12 protein-coding genes are annotated in these 16529 nt (G+C 71.8%); 3 read left to right on the top strand and 9 right to left on the bottom strand.

What is annotated here, in order from left to right:
• The 4 genes from ACFYV1_RS29245 to ACFYV1_RS29230 are packed head-to-tail and all read right to left on the bottom strand — an operon-like array spanning window position 1 to window position 3512.
• Window positions 1-432, bottom strand: a complete 432-nt coding sequence (locus tag ACFYV1_RS29245) for a low molecular weight protein-tyrosine-phosphatase (protein ID WP_389398602.1) — start codon at window positions 430-432, stop codon at window positions 1-3.
• The gene (locus ACFYV1_RS29240; RefSeq protein WP_389398601.1) at window positions 429-1568 is read right to left on the bottom strand and encodes a DegT/DnrJ/EryC1/StrS family aminotransferase; all 1140 of its coding nucleotides are present in this window, start codon (window positions 1566-1568) and stop codon (window positions 429-431) included. The genes ACFYV1_RS29245 and ACFYV1_RS29240 overlap by 4 nt, the downstream gene beginning before the upstream one ends.
• The gene (locus ACFYV1_RS29235; protein WP_389398600.1) at window positions 1565-2548 is read right to left on the bottom strand and encodes an ATP-grasp domain-containing protein; all 984 of its coding nucleotides are present in this window, start codon (window positions 2546-2548) and stop codon (window positions 1565-1567) included. The genes ACFYV1_RS29240 and ACFYV1_RS29235 overlap by 4 nt, the downstream gene beginning before the upstream one ends.
• Window positions 2535-3512: a dTDP-glucose 4,6-dehydratase gene (locus ACFYV1_RS29230; RefSeq protein ID WP_389398599.1), complete on the bottom strand. Its 978-nt coding sequence runs from the start codon at window positions 3510-3512 to the stop codon at window positions 2535-2537. Before ACFYV1_RS29230 ends, ACFYV1_RS29235 begins: the two co-directional genes overlap by 14 nt.
• Before the next feature lie 214 nt (window positions 3513-3726).
• Between ACFYV1_RS29230 and ACFYV1_RS29225 the strand changes: the two genes are divergently transcribed.
• Window positions 3727-5022 (top strand): helix-turn-helix domain-containing protein, encoded by a 1296-nt coding sequence (locus ACFYV1_RS29225; RefSeq protein WP_389398598.1) that lies wholly within the window; start codon window positions 3727-3729, stop codon window positions 5020-5022.
• A 194-nt stretch (window positions 5023-5216) separates the two neighbouring features.
• On the opposite strand, the gene ACFYV1_RS29220 is transcribed toward ACFYV1_RS29225, so the two are convergent.
• The 4 genes from ACFYV1_RS29220 to ACFYV1_RS29205 all read right to left on the bottom strand — a co-directional run bounded on the left by ACFYV1_RS29220 (window position 5217) and on the right by ACFYV1_RS29205 (window position 11787).
• Window positions 5217-6662, bottom strand: a complete 1446-nt coding sequence (locus ACFYV1_RS29220) for an aldehyde dehydrogenase family protein (protein ID WP_389398597.1) — start codon at window positions 6660-6662, stop codon at window positions 5217-5219.
• A 130-nt stretch (window positions 6663-6792) separates the two neighbouring features.
• Window positions 6793-7752 carry an EamA family transporter gene (locus ACFYV1_RS29215; protein ID WP_389398596.1) on the bottom strand — a complete coding sequence of 320 codons (960 nt, stop codon included), beginning with the start codon at window positions 7750-7752 and terminating at the stop codon, window positions 6793-6795.
• A gap of 103 nt (window positions 7753-7855) precedes the next feature.
• Window positions 7856-9439 carry a PucR family transcriptional regulator gene (locus ACFYV1_RS29210; protein ID WP_389398595.1) on the bottom strand — a complete coding sequence of 528 codons (1584 nt, stop codon included), beginning with the start codon at window positions 9437-9439 and terminating at the stop codon, window positions 7856-7858.
• 125 nt (window positions 9440-9564) lie between these two features.
• The gene (locus tag ACFYV1_RS29205) at window positions 9565-11787 is read right to left on the bottom strand and encodes an ATP/GTP-binding protein (protein ID WP_389398594.1); all 2223 of its coding nucleotides are present in this window, start codon (window positions 11785-11787) and stop codon (window positions 9565-9567) included.
• Between the two features lie 706 nt (window positions 11788-12493).
• On the opposite strand from ACFYV1_RS29205, the gene gabT reads away from it, so the two are divergent.
• Together gabT and ACFYV1_RS29195 are read left to right on the top strand one after the other, a co-directional pair.
• Window positions 12494-13843: a 4-aminobutyrate--2-oxoglutarate transaminase gene (gene gabT / locus ACFYV1_RS29200; RefSeq protein WP_389398593.1), complete on the top strand. Its 1350-nt coding sequence runs from the start codon at window positions 12494-12496 to the stop codon at window positions 13841-13843.
• A gap of 102 nt (window positions 13844-13945) precedes the next feature.
• On the top strand, window positions 13946-14764 hold the full coding sequence (locus ACFYV1_RS29195) for a phosphatase PAP2 family protein (RefSeq protein ID WP_389398592.1): 819 nt from the start codon (window positions 13946-13948) through the stop codon (window positions 14762-14764).
• On the opposite strand, the gene ACFYV1_RS29190 is transcribed toward ACFYV1_RS29195, so the two are convergent.
• A complete protein-coding gene (locus ACFYV1_RS29190; RefSeq protein ID WP_389398591.1) occupies window positions 14715-16517 on the bottom strand; it encodes a chitinase in 1803 nt (600 codons plus the stop codon). The two genes, ACFYV1_RS29195 and ACFYV1_RS29190, sit on opposite strands and share 50 nt — an antisense overlap.
• Between the last annotated feature and the right edge of the window lie 12 nt (window positions 16518-16529).

Below are 16529 nucleotides of genomic sequence, written 5' to 3'. Positions count from 1 at the left end.
CTACGGGAGGTGCTGGGCGGCGCCGTCCTCGACGAGGGTGACGACGTCGGCGAACGCGGCGGCGTCCTTCTCCCACGGGTCGGGGACGTCGCGGTCGCCCAGGTACAGGACCAGCTTGTGCGCGGTGTGCTCGTCGGCCAGCTTCCGGAGCTCGGCGAGGTTGCTCTCGTCCATGGCGAGGACGACGTCGGCCCACTCCAGCAGTTCCCTGCTGATGTGCACGCCGCAGTGGGCGCTCATGTCGTACCCACGCGCCGCCCCGGCGGCGACCATCTCGGCGTGGGCGGGTTTGCCGACCCACTTGTCCCGGGTGCCTGCTGACCTCACCTCGACTGCGTCCCCGCCGAGCTGGGCGAGGATGACGGCGGCGAGCGGGGAGCGGCAGTGGTTGCCGAGGCAGACCGTCAGGAGACGTCGCGGCGGGGCCGTCATCCGACGGCCGCCGTCTCGGTGACGGCCTTCAGGACCTCGGCAGCGACGTGCTCGCCGTCGGTCTCCGTCAGGTGCTGGTGGAATGGCAGGGTCATGATCTGGCGGCCTACCCGCTCGGTCACCGGCAGGGACCGGTGCCACGGGGCGAAGGCCGGCTGCTGGTGGTTCGGCGGATAGTGCGTGCCGACTCCGACACCCTGGTCCCGGAGCATCCGGAACACCTGGTCGCGGTGCGCGTGGACGAGCACCGCGCACAGGTGCGGCACGGAGCGTTCCACGTCAACATCCACCATGGTGACGCCTTCGGCGCCCTGTAGAGCGGTCGCGTACACCCGCCACAGGGCTTTGCGCTTAGCCTCAGCCTCCGGGAACCGGCCGAGCTGGGCGGCGCCGATCGCCGCGTTGAGCGCCGACAGCTGCACCCGCAACCCGAAGCCTTCGACGGTGTAGCCGGTCGCCTCCGCACGCCGGGCCGCCGACTCGACGATGCCCAGGCCGCGCAGCTTGCGGCAGGCCGCCGCCTCCAACGCGTTGCGCGGGACGATCATGCCGCCCTGCCCGCAGGTGAGGTTCTTTATCGGCCCGAAGCTGAAGCAGGTCAGGGCCCCGGTTGCCCCGACGCGTCGCTCGCCGACGTAGGAGCCGAAGGCGTGGGCTGCGTCCTCGATGACGGTGATGCCCTGCTCGGCGAACACCGGCTGCGCCTCGGACAGGTCGACGGCCCGGCCGCCATAGAGCACGGGCATTACTGCGCGGGTGTCCGCGGTGACGGCGTCCAGCACTTCCGCGCTGCCGACGCACACGGTGCGCGGGTTGACCTCGACGAACCGGGGCCGGGCGCCGACAGCGAGGATCGCCTGAATCGTGGCGCAGAACGTGAGGGACGGGACGATCACCTCGTGTCCGGGGCCGACGCCGGCGGCGAGCAGAGCGACGTGGAGCGCGGACGTGCCGGAGGCGACCGCGACCGTCTCGGGGACGCCGAGGAAGGCGGCGACGTCGGCCTCGAACTGGTCAGTGACGTCGGTGTGACCGTAATGCCCGCTGCGCAGGGCCTCGGCCAGCGCGGCCTCTTCGGGGCCGTAGAGGAACGGACGCGCGTTGTTGGCCGTGCCTGCCACCATGGCTGTCGTCATCGCCGGCCCTCCTCGACGATCAGGGTCTCGGTGTACTTGGTGAGGCACACGTCCGGCTTGTACTGGAGCCGGTCGTGGTCGACGGGGTTCTTGAACAGGCCGGCGAGGAGCTGGCCGGTGAGGTCGGCCCCGGCCGCCTCGCTCGCGGGGAAGCCTCCGGCAACGCGGGCGTTGACCTCGGTCATCACGACCCGGTTCAGGCCGTCGTCGGTGATAAAGCCCTGGGCGCAGCAGGCCCCGGCCGCGCCGACGGCGGCCAGGGTCTCCTGGACGCGCTCGGCCACCTCCTTGTCGTGGAACGTGCGGCTCACGACGGCGAGGCCACCCTTGACGAGGAGCCGGTGACGCAGGATCACCGACGCCCGGCCGGAACGGTCGACGAGGCAGTCCGCGGTGAACTCGTCCCCGTTCACACGGTCCTGGACGATGGGGTCAAGGACGAGCTCGCACAGCATGCGCGCCTGTTCCCTGGTGTGGCAGAAGTGCACGTTCTGGGCACCCTGCCCGCACCGGGGTTTGACGACCAGCGGGGCGCCGTCGGGGACCTGCTCCAGCTCGTGGGGCAGGACGGTGCGCGGCGTGGGGACGTCGTTCTTGCTGAGCACCGTGTGGAACGCAGCCTTGTCGGTGCACGCTTCGATCGCGGCTGGGTCCGGCAGCCACGTCGTCACACCGAGGTCGGCCAGGGGGCGCCGCAGTGCGGCGAGCTTGCCGAGCTCGTGCTCGACGGTGGACAGGATCGCGTGCGGCCGGAGCTCGGCGCACAGGCGCAGGAGGCTGGACCGGTAGGACGGGTCGGCGGCCGGGGCTGTGATGCGCGGCGTGACGTCGGGCAGGCGGAGGCCGGCGGCGAGCGGGTTGGAGTCCGCCGCGATGACGTCGCAGCCGAGCCGGAGCAGGCTCCGGGCGAGGTCGAACCCTGGGGCTCCTCCGACGCCGGTCACGAGGATGCGGCGCCTTCTCACGTCAGTGAATGACACGCGGGGCCTCCTCGGCGGGGGCAGCGAACTCGACCTCGGGCATCGGCGCGTGCGAGTTGCGCATCAGCGGCGCCCACCGATCGGGGTTGCGCCGGTACCACTCCACGGCGGCGACGAGGCCGTCCTCGAAGCCGCGGGCGGGACGGTAGCCGAGCTGAGTGGCGATCTTGCCCCAGGCCATCGAGTACCGGATGTCGTTCGACCGCCGGTCGGGCACGTACACCACCGAGTCCCAGTCGGCGTCGCACATGCGCAGGAGGATGTCGGTGAGCTCCACGGTGGTGAAGTCCGTGCCGCCGCCGATGTTGTAGACCTCGCCGGGGACTCCGCCGCGCAGGACCAGCTCGATGCCGGCGCAGTTGTCTTCGACGTGCAGCCAGTTGCGGACGTGCTGGCCCTGACCGTGGATGGTGACCTTGTCGCCCCGGAACAGATGGGTGACGAACAGGGGGATGATCTTCTCGGGGTGCTGGTACGGCCCGTAGTTGTTCGAGCTGCGCGTGACGCACACCGGGACGTCGTAGGTGTGGAAGTAGCTCAGAGCCACGAAGTCACTGGCAGCCTTCGACGCGGCGTACGGTACGGTCGGCCGGACCGGGTCCCCCTCAGTGGCAGACCCTTCGGCCATCGGCCCGTAGACCTCGTCGGTGGAGACGTGGACGAACTTCTGGATGCCATGCCGCATTGCGGCGTCCGCGAGGGTCTGGGTGCCGAGCACGTTCGTGGACAGGAAGGTGCCGGCCGCGAAGAACGAGCGGTCGACGTGGGACTCGGCGGCGAAGTGGACGATCGCCGTGTGCTTCTGCACCAGTTCGTCGACCAGCTTCGCGTCGATGATGTTGCCGCGGACGAACCGCAGCTTCGGATTGAGGAACGCCTCGCCGAGGTTTTCGATGTGCCCCGCGTACGTGAGGGCGTCGAGCACGGTCACTTCGGCGACGTCGTCAGCTCGCAAGATGTTCATGGTTGCCTCCGGTGGGAGTGCGAGCAGCGAAGCGGCTGGGTACGCCGCCCGTCTGCGGGAACCACCATGGCGGCGCGGAGGCCGGGGCGGGACTCGCCGGGGCGCTCCCGCACACGGTGTGCGGAACCGGCACACCGTGTGCATCCGCGCACCCTGTCGGCTCGTCAGGAACGGCGCTAGCGTCGTCTGTCCCGTCGGTGCGCAGGAGGTGCCCATGGGCCACAACACGGAAGACCTCGGGGCCGTCATTCGCGGTGCCCGGGGTGCCGCCCGGCTGACACAGGCACAGTTAGGCGGCAAGTGCGGCTACTCGGCGTCGGCGATCTCCAGGATCGAGGGCAACAAGCTACGGCCGGAGCATTCTGCGATGCTGCTCATGGCCGAGGTGTTGGGCATCCCACCCGAGCGGCTGTGTGGTTCCGCTGTGCCACACGGCCCGGCGGTCGCTACGGTGGCGAGCGAGCGGCTGTCGGACGAGGAGGATGCGGTGCGTCGTAGGGAACTGCTTGCCGGGGCGCTCGCCGCTGGGGCAACGGCCATCGTGGGCGCCGGCGCGTCATCGGCCGCTGCCGCCGTATCCGGGGACCCGGCAGCCAGTCTTGAAGAAGCCTTGTTCCGGCTTCCGGCCGCCGACGCGGTGCCGCTGGCCGTCCTGACCGCGCAGACGGTTGCAGCGCGGCGGACCTTCCAGGCAGCCCGCTACAGCGATCTCGGCCAGTCGCTGCCGGGGTTGCTCGCTGCGGCCGCGGCGACCAGAGACGCCGCGACCGGGCGGGCGCGGCAGCAGGCCGCCGCCGTGCTGGCCCGGGCGTATGTGCTCACGGCGGAACTGGCGGCGAAGCAGCACTCCGACGCGGCGTGGGTCGCGGCCGACCGGGCGCTGACCGCCGCCAGGGCCAGCGGGTCGCCGGTGCCGGTCGGGGAGGCATCCCGAGTGCTGGCAATCACGATGCGCCGCTCCGGCCGCTGGTCATCCGCGGTGAACCTCCTTACCCGCGAGGCAACCGAGTTGGACCCATCCGAGGAACGCACCGCGGCCGTACGGACCACACTGCTACTGACCGCCGCGTACTCGGCGGCTTCCGGCGGCGACCGCTCGACGGCGCTCGCGCTGCTCGACGAGGCGGAGGAAGACACCGAGCGCCTGCCGGAGGTCCAGGGCCTCTTCACCGTGGAGGCAACCCGAGCCCAGGTCGACGTCTACCGGATCGGGGTCCTCAACGCGCTCGGGACGCCGGACGAGGGCGTCAAGGTCGCGGCCGGGCTGAACATCGGCTTCATGCCGACGCCGGAGCGCCGCGCCCGGGCCTGGACGGACACCGCGCGGATGTGGCACGCCCTGGGCGACGGACCGCAGACGTTCGCGGCGCTGCGGCGGGTGGAGCAGGAGGCGCCCCAGGAGGTGCAGCGTCCGGCGCTGTGGGCGCTGACGTCGGATCTGCTGTACGGGCCTGCTCGGGTGCAGGGGCTTCGTGAGTTCGCGATCCGTACCGGGGCTCTGGCTGCCTGACCACGCTGACTCCACGTCATCGAAGCCTTCAGCCTGCCAGTCGCCCCGACGCCGAACCACCGTCTCGTCGTGTTCCCAATGCGCCATGGAAACCAGCCGAGATCCGACCTTTCCCCCAGGTCAGAGCGCAGATGCAAAAGACGGCCGGAGCCCCCGCACAGTGGGCTCCGGCCGTCGGTCGCGGTGTGCGCGTGCTACAGCGCCAGGCCGGTGAGGACCAGTACACGCTCGTACGTGTAGTCGTCCATCGCGAAGGCGACGCCCTCGCGGCCGACGCCGGACTGCTTGGCGCCGCCGTAGGGCATCTGGTCGGCGCGGTAGGAGGGGACGTCGCCGACGATCACGCCGCCGACCTCGAGGGCGCGGTGGGCGCGGAAGGCGGTCTGCACGTCGTGCGTGAACACACCTGCCTGGAGGCCGTACTTGGAGTCGTTGACGGCCGCGTAGGCCTCGTCCTCGCCGTCGACGCGGGTCACGGTCAGCACCGGTCCGAAGACCTCCTCGCAGGCGAGGGTGACATCGGCGGGGACGTCGGTCAGGACGGTGGGCGCGTAGGCGGCGCCGTCGCGCTTGCCGCCGGCGAGCAGCTTCGCGCCGCCCCGCACGGCCTCGTCCACCCAGGTCTCCACACGCTTGGCGGCGTCCTCGCTGACCAGCGGGCCGACGTCGGTGGCCGCGTCGGACGGGTCGCCGGTGACCTGGGCCTCGACGGCCGCAACGATCTTCGGCAGCAGCCGGTCGTACACGGACGCGTCGGCGATCACGCGCTGCACGGAGATGCAGGACTGGCCGCCCTGGTAGTTGGAGAAGGTGGCGATGCGGGTCGCCGCCCAGTCCAGGTCCTGCTCGGAGGCGAAGTCGGCGAGGACGACGGCCGCGCCGTTGCCGCCGAGTTCCAGGGTGCAGTGCTTGCGCGGCACCGAGTCCATGATCGCGTAGCCGACCTTGTCGGAGCCGGTGAAGGAGATGACCGGCAGACGCTCGTCCTTGACGAGGGCGGGCATCTGCTCGTTCGGGACGGTCAGCACGGACCAGGAACCGGCGGGCAGGTCGGTCTCGGCCAGCAGCTCACCGAGGATCAGACCGGACAGCGGCGTCGCGGGCGCCGGCTTGAGGATGATCGGCGCGCCGACGGCGATCGCCGGGGCGATCTTGTGGGCGCACAGGTTGAGCGGGAAGTTGAACGGCGCGATGCCGAGCACGACCCCCTTGGGGAAGCGCCGGGTGATCGCGAGCCGGCCCTGGCCGCCCGCGTCGGTGTCCAGGCGCTGCGCCTCGCCGCCGTTGAAGCGGCGGGCCTCCTCCGCGGCGAACCGGAAGACGGAGACGGCACGGCCTACCTCACCGCGGGCCCACTTGATCGGCTTGCCGTTCTCCGCCGAGATCAGCTGCGCGATCTCCTCGGTGCGCTCGAGAAGTCGCTTCGAGACGTGGTCCAGGGCCGCCGCGCGTACGTGGGCGGGGGTGGCGGCGAACTCGTCACGGACCGCGTGCGCGGCGGCGACGGCTTCCTCGACCTGGGCCTCGGTCGGTACGGAGACCTTGCCGACGAGGCGGCCGTCCCACGGCGAGGTGACGTCGAAGGCGGTCTCGCCGGTGGCCTGGCGGCCGGCGAGCCAGAAGGCGTGGGTGGAAGTCATGCGGGTCCCGGCCCTTCCGAAGTAGTGGGGATTGTGCTCGTTGTTCTTCCCACACGGTAGGGCCGCGGGCCCGTCCGGTCGTTTGTCCGGCATGGAGTGGTCGTGACCCGTGCCTGGCCTCTTTGGCGGGTCAGCGGCGTCGCTCGGTGGAGACGATCAGGAACACGCCCGCCACGACGACGGCGCCGCCCACCGCGATCGGCCAGGACAGCCGCTCGTCGAGCACCAGCGCGCCGAGCAGCACGGCGACCACCGGGTTGACGTAGGCGTAGGTGGCGACCAGCGAGAGCGGGGCGGTGTGCAGCAGCCAGGCGTACGCCGTGAACGCGATGAGCGAGCCGAAGACGACGAGGTAGGCGAGCGCGACCCAGGAGCGGGTGGAGACGTCTCCGAGGGCGAATCCGTGGTGCTCTCCGCGGCCGAGCGCGACGAGGCCGCAGCCGATCCCGCCCGCGACCATCTCGTAGGCACTGGCGGCGAACGGGTTGGCCGGCATCGGGATACGGGAGGACGAGAAGGAACCCACCGACCACAGCACGGTCGCGGCCACCACGGTCAGCACACCCGTGATGCGCACGTCGCCACTGAGGCCCGGCAGGGTCAGTACGGCGAGGCCGGCAAGGCCGAGCGCCACACCCGCGTAGGCGCCGAGACCGGGGCGGTCTCCCGACACCCTGCGCAGGACGACGACCCATGCGGGGACCACGGCGATCAGCAGCGCGGCGAGCCCGGACGGGATGGACGTCTCGGCGAGGACGACCAGGCCGTTGCCGCCCAGGAGCAGCAGCAGGCCGACGGTGGCCGCGGACGCGAGCTGCGCCCGGGTGACCTTGAGCGCGGAGGGGCCCTGCCGCCAGGCCACGAGGGCTCCGAGGATCAGTCCGGCGACGACGAAGCGGCCCGCGGCCGAGATGAACGGCGGCATCGTCTCGACGACGATGCGGATGCCGAGGTAGGTGGAACCCCAGACGACGTACACGATGGCGAGGGCGGCCCAGACGGCGCCCGACGTCCGATGGGCGGCGGAGGGCGGTGCTGACGGGGGCGCGAGGGAGCCGGGCGCGTCGGACGCCGGGGCTGGGCTTGTCATGTGCAGGAGATTAGGCACCAGGAACAGAGAAAGCCAACAATTTTGCCCGCTTCCGGGCAGGATCAGGCTTCTTCGGCCCGGTTCTTCGGCCAGGTTCTTCGGCTCATCGGGGCTGAGGTTCGCCTGAGCCTGTCGCCTTCAGAGCGAGCCACAGCTCCATGCGCACGTCCGGGTCGTCCAGCGAGCGCCCGAGGATCTCCTCCACCCGGCGCATCCGGTAACGCAGCGTGTGGCGGTGCACGCCGAGATCGGCCGCCGCCGCGTCCCACTGGCCGTGGCGCGACAGCCAGGCCCGCAGCGAGGCGACGAGGTCGCCGCGGCCGGTCGCGTCGTGCTCGTACAGCGCGCGCAGCATCCCGTCGGCGAAAGCGCGCACCGCGTCGTCGCCGAGCAGCGGAAGGATCGATCCGGCCGCCAGCTCCTCGTGCTCCACGAGGGCGCGCCCGCGGCGCCTGGCGACGGAGAGAGCCTGCTCCGCCTGTTTGTACGCACCGGCGGCCGCTATCGGACCGGTCGGAGCGGAAAGGCCGACGAAGACCCCCGCGGCCTCGGCCTCCTCGTCCCCGTAGGCGCCCACGCACGTCCCGGCCACCGCGCCGCCGTCCACGGCGAGCACCACCATCCGGCCCTCGGCCCCGTCGGGCACGGCGAGCAGGGTCTCCCCCACCCGCGCCGCCGCCGACTCGAGCGCCTCGGCGAAGGCGCTCAGGGCAGCGGGCCGGTCCGCGGCGGAGTCGGGCTCGTCGGCGGCTTCGGCGATGAGCAGCCGGAAGGGGGCGTCGAGCAGTTCCCCGTACAGATCACCGGCGACGGCCCTGGCATGGTCCGGCTGCCCGGCCAGGAGCATCCGGAGCACCGCCGCCCCCAGGCGCTGTTCGGCCGCCTGCAGCGAGCGGGAACGCTCGGTGGTCAGGGTCAGCAGGGCGACCGCCGAGTGCACCGCGTACCGCTCCGCCGTGCCCAGCGGGGCTCCGGTGCCGACCGCCAGGGCGCCGTGGACCCGGCGTCCCGTGCCCAGCGACTGGAGTTCGACACGGTCGTCGTCCTCCGTGCCACCGACCACGGCGCTCGCCGGCGCGGCCCGCTCGCGCAGCCGCTCGACATCGGCCGAGATACGGGCCGCGCGCCGGGCGGCCCAGTCGGGTGCCGCGGCGACGACCGCGCCGGACGCGTCGTACAGCGCCGCCCAGCCGTCGATGTGCGCGGCGAGCCGGGCCACGACGGCGGCCGGACCCTCGGCGAGCGCGGCCCGGGTCAGCTCGCGCTGCGCCTCGAAGCCCGCGGTCACGGCCCGGTACTGGTCGGCTGCGATCGCCGCGGAGACGGCCTTGCTGATCGCGAGGAACGGCGTGCGGCGGGGCACGGCGAGCAGCGGCAGGCCCTCCTCCGTGGCGGCCTCGACGAGCGCCTCGGGGATGTCCTCGTAGTAGACGCCCACGGCGAATCCGAGGCCGACCACACCGGCGCCGACCAGCCGGCGCACATAGCGGCGCATGGCCTCGCGGTCCTCCGCGTCCAGGGTCATGGCGGTGACGAGCAGCAGCTCGCCGCCCTCCATGTACGGCACGGGGTCGGCGAGCTCGCTGACGTGTGCCCACCGCACGGGAGTCTCGAGCCGGTCCTCACCGGCACGGACGGTGAGCTTGAGCGCCGAGTGCTGGACGAGCGAGGCGAGGGTGGGCGGCATGGGACCGAAGGCCCTTCGAGGCAGATGACAGCGGTACGGAATTCGCCGTCCCGTATGAACGGCGTACCCCGATTCTGCCAGGTTGTCGCAGTCCGGACGGCACGCCGCCCAGGGGGCGTGCGGCCTCAGGTCCGCAGATCGACCAGCAGAGGCGGCGCGTGATCTCCGCGGACGTTCGTCAGCGACAGTACGGCGTGGCCCGCGGGCACCGAGTGCGCGAGGTCGGACGCGGACCAGCGGGCGCGCTCCACCTCGCGCACCGTGACGGCCTCCGCGGTGATCGCCTTGCCGGTGACGAGACGGCGCATCATGTGGAGCGCCTTGGTGAGGGGCTCGTCCGAGATGATCTGCCGGTTGGTGACGTCCCTGGTCTGGACCCACTCGGTGCCCCAGTTCTCCGCGAAGCGGTTGCCGTCCCAGGGGGCGAGGCCGGAGAACGCCATCCGGCAGCCGACGGCGCCGAGCAGCGGGCCGCGCAGCGGCTCCGGCACGTCCTCGAGGGTGCGCAGCGCGAGCACGACGCCGGCGTTGGCGGAGCGCAGCCGTTGCAGCGCGCGCACCGAGTCGGCGGTGACGGTGCTGGTCGCGTCGTCCAGGACCAGACAGGCGAACAGCGAGCGGTCGGAGCGGGTGAGCGCCGCCTCGGTGAACTGGGCGAGCACCAGCCGGGCGATGATGCGCGACGCCTCGGCGTGGCCGCGCTCCGGCAGGTCCACGCGGACCCGCAGGGGGTGCTCGATGGCGCGCAGGGAGAACGTCCGGCCACCGCCGGCGGTGCGGAAGAACTGTGCGAACGCGGGCCGGTCGAGAAAGGCGATCCGTTCGGCGAGGAGCACACCGATCTCGTCACCACGAGCCGACTGCCGTTCACGGGCGTCCAGTTCACGCAGCTGGGACGCCTCACCCGCCGCTTCCAGGGCCGTCCGCAGCGCGCTCAGCGCCGCGGGCGCCCCGCCGAGCAGCTCGCGCAGTTCGGGGACGGCGGGGAAATGCCCGTGCACACACTGGTACGGCCCGATGAGCTGGGCCAGCGCGGTGGCGGCGCGCCGGCTGTCGCCACCGGGCAGACCGGCGGCGAGGTCCCCGACGAGCGCCTCCGCGAGGATACGGGCGGCCTCGTCCGGGTCCTCCGCACCGCCGTAGAGGTCGAGGTCGTGGGTCGAGTCCGGGCGGCCGACGGAGATCACGAGGTCGAAGTCGCCGTCCGTGGCGACGGGCGTCCCCTGGGCCGTGACGGCCACGACGGCGGCGCGGTTGGCGAGCGCCAGCAGACACAGGGACTCGACCACGGGCCGTACGAGCCGAACGCTCTTGCCGGATCCGGAGGGCCCGACGGCGAGCAGCGACGTGCCGAGCAGGGCGGGCTCCAGGGCCACGCCGGTGGTGCGGCGGGCGTACGGATTACGAGCGTCGTCGACGACGGTGCCGATCTTGACCTGGCCGGTGGCCAGGTCGTGCGTCGCGGTCCGCACCGGCAGGTCCCGCAGGCCCGACGGGTGGGCGCAGGCGGCGGGGCCGTGCCTGCGCACGGTGTCGGCGAAGGCGGCGAGCCGCTCGGGCCGGGCGTGGACGCCCTGCCAGGCGCGCCGGATCCGCGCGTAGTCCACATCGCCGAGGGTCCCGTTGCGGGTGGCCTCCGCGAGGCGTTCCGCGGCCTCGGCCAGCCCGGCGCCGCGCAGTTCCGGCCATTCGGCGGGGTCCTTTGGCGACGGTGGGGCGTCGGGCAGCGAGCCCGCCGTCCTCGTGCGCCTGCGCTGCACGACCTGCCAGGTCCCGGCCCTGCCGACCGCGGCGACGACCGCAGCGGCGAGAAGCAGGTAGTAGACGTTCGAGACCCAGGTGAGCCAGGTGACGGTCCGCGGCATCTCGCGCCAGACGCCTGGCAGGAACACGAACAGCGGCCACAGCGGCACTCCGTACCGCTGCCACACCTCCTTCCAGTTCCCGACCCGGCCGAAGCCGATGGCGAGCAGCCCGAGCACGACGCCGTTGTAGAGGTAACTGGCCAGGACGTACAGCTCGAAGTTCGGGTCGGTGGGAGCCCGCCAGGCGTCGGGCACCGCCCACAGCATGGGCAGCAGCCACCAGTCGTCGACGAAGAACCACCACCCCTCGAGGTAGCGGTTCCACAGCAGGGACCAGAGCAGCCAGCCGCACAGATAGGCGACGAAGGCTCCGCTGAAGAGCTGCCGAGCGGGGACCAGGTCCGGTTCCTCGTCGGGGCGGTCGATGTGGCCCAGCCGCCAGACACCGGCGGCCGCGGCGGGACGGGGCACACGGAGCCACTCCGCGACCTTGGGCCGGGTGGCCGGGGCGTGGCCGGGCCGGGCGGGGGTGCCGGGCGGCACGGACGGTGCCTCCACCGGTGGGCCGGCGGGACGGGGCACGGAACTGGCTCGTGTGCCGCGTGCGTCGTGTGTGCCTTCGGATTCCATATGAACCGCTGCCCCCTGACCAGCCTGGCCCGCTCTGTGCACGCCCAATCTAGTGGGCGTTCGGACGCCGCCGTGCGGCTTGCGCCCACGGGCGTGGCCCGGTCCGTTTCCGGGACGGGGACGAGGCCCACCGGACGGGGGGTGAGCGGCCCCGGCAAGGGACCCCTCCCCGATACCCCGCACGGGCCGTGGTGATGACCAGGACTGGCAGGGGGCCCACCGGGCGGGAGGGGGGCGGGGGCGGAGGAGGGGGGTGAGCGGACGTAGAGCGTCGTAAGCCCAGGGAGAGGCAGGCTCGGGAAAGCAGTCCGCGATCCCGCCTCCGCAGCCACCGACCCCCGCACCACCCACAACCGGACAGCCGCGCCCCACTGGCGCGCACCGCAGCCACCGACCTCCGCACCACCGACCCACCCCGCCGGAACAACCGCGCCCACCGGCGCGCACCGCAGCCACCGACCCCGCCCGGGACAAAGACGCAACGCCCGCAGGCCTATGGCCGCCGCGGACAACGACACGCCCCCAACACTCCCGATCGGCGCATGCCCCGACCCCTGCACCGCCCCTAGCCTGCGGAGAAAGACAACAAGCGTCCGGATTACACCCCCAGGAGCCCCGCATGACCGCAATCCCGCAGGAGCGCCGCGTCGTCACCGCCATCCCCGGCCCGAAGTCGATCGAGCTGCAGGCCCGCCGTACCGCGACGGTCGCCGGCGGTGTGGGGTCCGTGCTGCCCGTGTTCACGGCGCGGGCCGGCGGCGGGATCATCGAGGACGTCGACGGCAACCGTCTGATCGACTTCGGTTCGGGCATCGCCGTGACCTCGGTCGGCGCGTCCGCGGAGGCAGTCGTACGCCGGGCGAGCGCCCAGCTCCAGGACTTCACGCACACCTGCTTCATGGTGACCCCGTACGAGGGCTACGTGGAGGTGTGCGAGCGGCTCGCCGAGCTGACGCCGGGCGACCACGCCAAGAAGTCGGCCCTGTTCAACTCGGGCGCCGAGGCCGTCGAGAACGCCGTCAAGATCGCCCGCGCGCACACGAAGCGCCAGGCGGTCGTGGTCTTCGACCACGGCTACCACGGCCGCACCAACCTCACGATGGCGCTGACCGCCAAGAACATGCCGTACAAGCACGGCTTCGGCCCGTTCGCGCCCGAGGTGTACCGCGTGCCGGTGGCGTACGGCTACCGCTGGCCGAGCGGCCCGGAGAACTGCGGCCCGGAGGCCGCCGCCCAGGCGATCGACCAGATCACCAAGCAGGTCGGCCCTGAGAACGTCGCGGCGATCATCATCGAGCCGGTGCTCGGTGAGGGCGGCTTCATCGAGCCCGCCAAGGGCTTCCTGCCCGCGATCGTGAAGTTCGCGAACGACAACGGCATCGTGTTCGTCGCCGACGAGATCCAGTCCGGCTTCTGCCGTACCGGCCAGTGGTTCGCCTGTGAGGACGAGGGCATCGTCCCGGACCTGATCACCACGGCCAAGGGCATCGCCGGCGGTCTGCCGCTGGCCGCCGTCACCGGCCGCGCCGAGATCATGGACGCCGCGCACGCGGGCGGCCTCGGCGGCACGTACGGCGGCAACCCGGTCGCCTGCGCCGGTGCGCTGGGCTCCATCGAGACGATGAAGGAGCAGGACCTCAACGGCAGGGCGAAGCGGATCGAGGAGGTCATGAAGGGCCGCCTCGCCGCGATGCAGGAGAAGTACGCCGACAAGATCGGATGCAGCATCGGTGACATCCGCGGCCGCGGCGCGATGATCGCGATCGAGCTGGTGAAGGACCCGGCGACGAAGGAGCCGAACCCGGAGGCGGCCGGTGCGCTGGCCAAGGCGTGCCACGCGGAGGGCCTGCTGGTCCTGACCTGCGGCACGTACGGCAACGTGCTGCGCTTCCTGCCTCCGCTGGTGATCGGCGAGGACCTGCTGAACGAGGGTCTCGACATCCTCGAGCAGGCGTTCGCGCGCGTCTGACCGGCGGCGACGCACCCGCCCTGTGAAGAAGCTGTGGGGGGCCGATGGCGGGATGGAGATCCGTCTGTCGGTCCCCTTCTGCCTGACGTACGGTTTCTGCAGATGAGAGAAACACCCCGCTCGCAGGTGACTGCGGGCGACCCCAGGACGGAGCCTCCCCAGCCCCGACCTGGTCGTGCCCTCGCGCACACCACTGGAGCTTCAGGCTCCGGAACTCCTCACCGATCGGATGGCCGCCCGCCCCAAACCCCCCGGGGCGTGCGGCACACCGGTCCGGCCGGCCGCATCGGAACCACCCCCCCTGTTCCGATGTGGCCGGCCTCTCGGCGTTCCCGCACCGCCGTCGTCCTGTGCGTGGCGCTCTTCTCGCTGATCACCTGGCAGGTGGCGGTGGAGGGGCCGCTGTTCGAGGCGGACGTGAGAGCGGGGCGGGCCCTGTTCCGCTCCGGTCCGGCCGCCGTCGCGGAGATGTTCGCGGATCTCGGGAACACGGTCGTCGCGCTGCCCGTCCTGGCCGCCGCGATCGGCTATGTCCTCCTGCGCGACCGGCGGCAGTGGCGGGCGCCGCTGACCGCCGTGCTCATGATGGCGGCCGTGCCGGCGCTGGTGGTCCCGCTGAAACTTCTGGTCGCCCGACCGGCGCCGCTGGAGCCCGGCACCGGCTGGTATCCGTCGGGCCACACGGCGACCGCGATGGTCGCCTACGGCGCGGCGGCACTGCTCGTCACGCCGTATCTGCGCCGGAGATGGGCGATGCCCGTCGCCGTGGTGCTCACCGCGGCGACGGGCATCGGTCTCGTACTGCGGGGCTATCACTGGCCCTTGGACGTGCTCGGCAGTCTGTGCCTGTTCGGGGCGCTGCTGCCGCTGCTCAGCTCCAGCGGTAGGCGTCGAAGTTCTTCGAGAACTCGTACTGGTTGAACCGGTCCCAGTTGATCGACCAGGTCATCAGGCCGCGGAGGGCGGGCCAGGTGCCGTGGGTCGTGTAGCTGCCGCAGGACGTCTTCTTCGTCAGGCAGTCCAGCGCCTTGTTCACCTCGGCGGGTGACGTGTGGCCGTTGCCCGCCTGGGTGGAGGCCGGCAGGCCGATCGCGACCTGTTCGGGGCGCAGGGCGGGGAAGAACTTCGACTGGTCGCCCGCCACCGGGAAGCCGGTGAGCAGCATGTCGGTCATGGAGATGTGGAAGTCGGCGCCGCCCATGGAGTGGTACTGGTTGTCCAGGCCCATGATCGGGCCGGAGTTGTAGTCCTGGACGTGCAGCAGGGTGAGGTCGTCGCGCAGGGCGTGGATGACCGGGAGGTAGGCGCCGGCGCGCGGGTCCTGTCCGCCCCAGGGGCCGGAGCCGTAGTACTGGTAGCCGAGCTGCACGAAGAAGGTCTCGGGGGCCATGGTGAGCACGAAGTCCGGGCCGTACTTGCCCTTGAGGGTCTTGAGCGCCGAGATCAGGTTGACGATCACGGGCGAGGTGGGGCTGCGGAAGTCGGTGTCGCCGGTGTTCAGCGAGAGGGAGTGGCCTTCGAAGTCGATGTCGAGGCCGTCGAGGCCGTAGTCGTCGATGATCTTCGACACGGAGGTGACGAAGGCGTCGCGGGCTCCCGTGGTGGAGAGCTGGACCTGGCCGTTTGCGCCGCCGATGGAGATCAGCACCTTCTTTCCGGCGGCCTGCTTGGCCTTGACGGCGGCTTTGAAGTCGGCCTCCGACTCGACGTTCGGGCACTCGGCGACCGGGCACAGCTTGAAGCGGATGTCGCCGGAGGTGACGGATGTCGGTTCGCCGAAGGCGAGGTTGATGACGTCCCACGAGTCGGGCACGTCGGCCATGCGGGTGTAGCCGGAGCCGTTGGCGAAGCTGGAGTGCAGATAGCCGACGAGGGCGTGCGCGGGCAGCTCGCCGCCGTTGCCGCCGCCGCCCGAGGTGGTCGTGGCGCTGACGGGCGTCGACTTCGCGGATTCTCCGGCCTCGTTGGCGGCGGAGACCTGGAAGTCGTACGTCGTGGCGGCGGTCAGTCCGGTGACGGTCGCGGACGTGCCGCCGACGGTCGTGACCCTCGTACCGTTCCGGTAGACGTGATAACTGCTCGCGCCGGCGGAGGCGTTCCACGTCAGCGGGACCGAGGTGGATCCGGGGCTGCCGGCGCGGAGGCCGGCGGGCGTGGCCGGCACGGTGGCCGGTTCGCCGCCCGGACCGAACAGCGAGAGGTCGTCGGCGTGGTAGGCGGGTGTGCCGTACCAGCCGTGGGTGTAGATCGTCACGGAGCTGGTCGAGGGTCCGGTGCGGAAGGTCGTCGTCAGCTTCTGCCAGGTGGGTGCGGACCCGGTCCAGGTGGAGACGTCGGTGGTGCCGGTGCCTGAGGCGCCGAGGTAGACGTAACTGCCCTGCACCCAGCCGCTGAGCGTGTAGTCGGAGTCCGGTTTCACGGTGACGGTCTGGGTGCACTTGGCGTTGTCGCTGCCGGCCGGGGTGCCCTTGAGGGAGGAGACGCCGCTGTGGGTGGGTGAGGAGACCGCGGCGCCGCTGCCGGCCGTGCAGCTCCAGCCGGTCAGTCCGGCTTCGAACCCTCCGTTGCGGGCCAGTTCCGTGTCGGCGGCACTCGCGGTCTGCGCGGTGGCGACGAGGCCTGTGACGGCGAGGACGGCTGCCGCAAGGGCAGCCGTAAGTCTGGTGTGTTCCACAACAGCCTCCGG

The sequence above is a fragment of the Streptomyces sp. NPDC003023 genome, assembly GCF_042888225.1.
Lineage (GTDB): Bacteria > Actinomycetota > Actinomycetes > Streptomycetales > Streptomycetaceae > Streptomyces.
The sequence above is the reverse complement of the archived record's forward strand: the minus strand, read 5'-3'. Positions and strand labels throughout refer to the sequence as shown.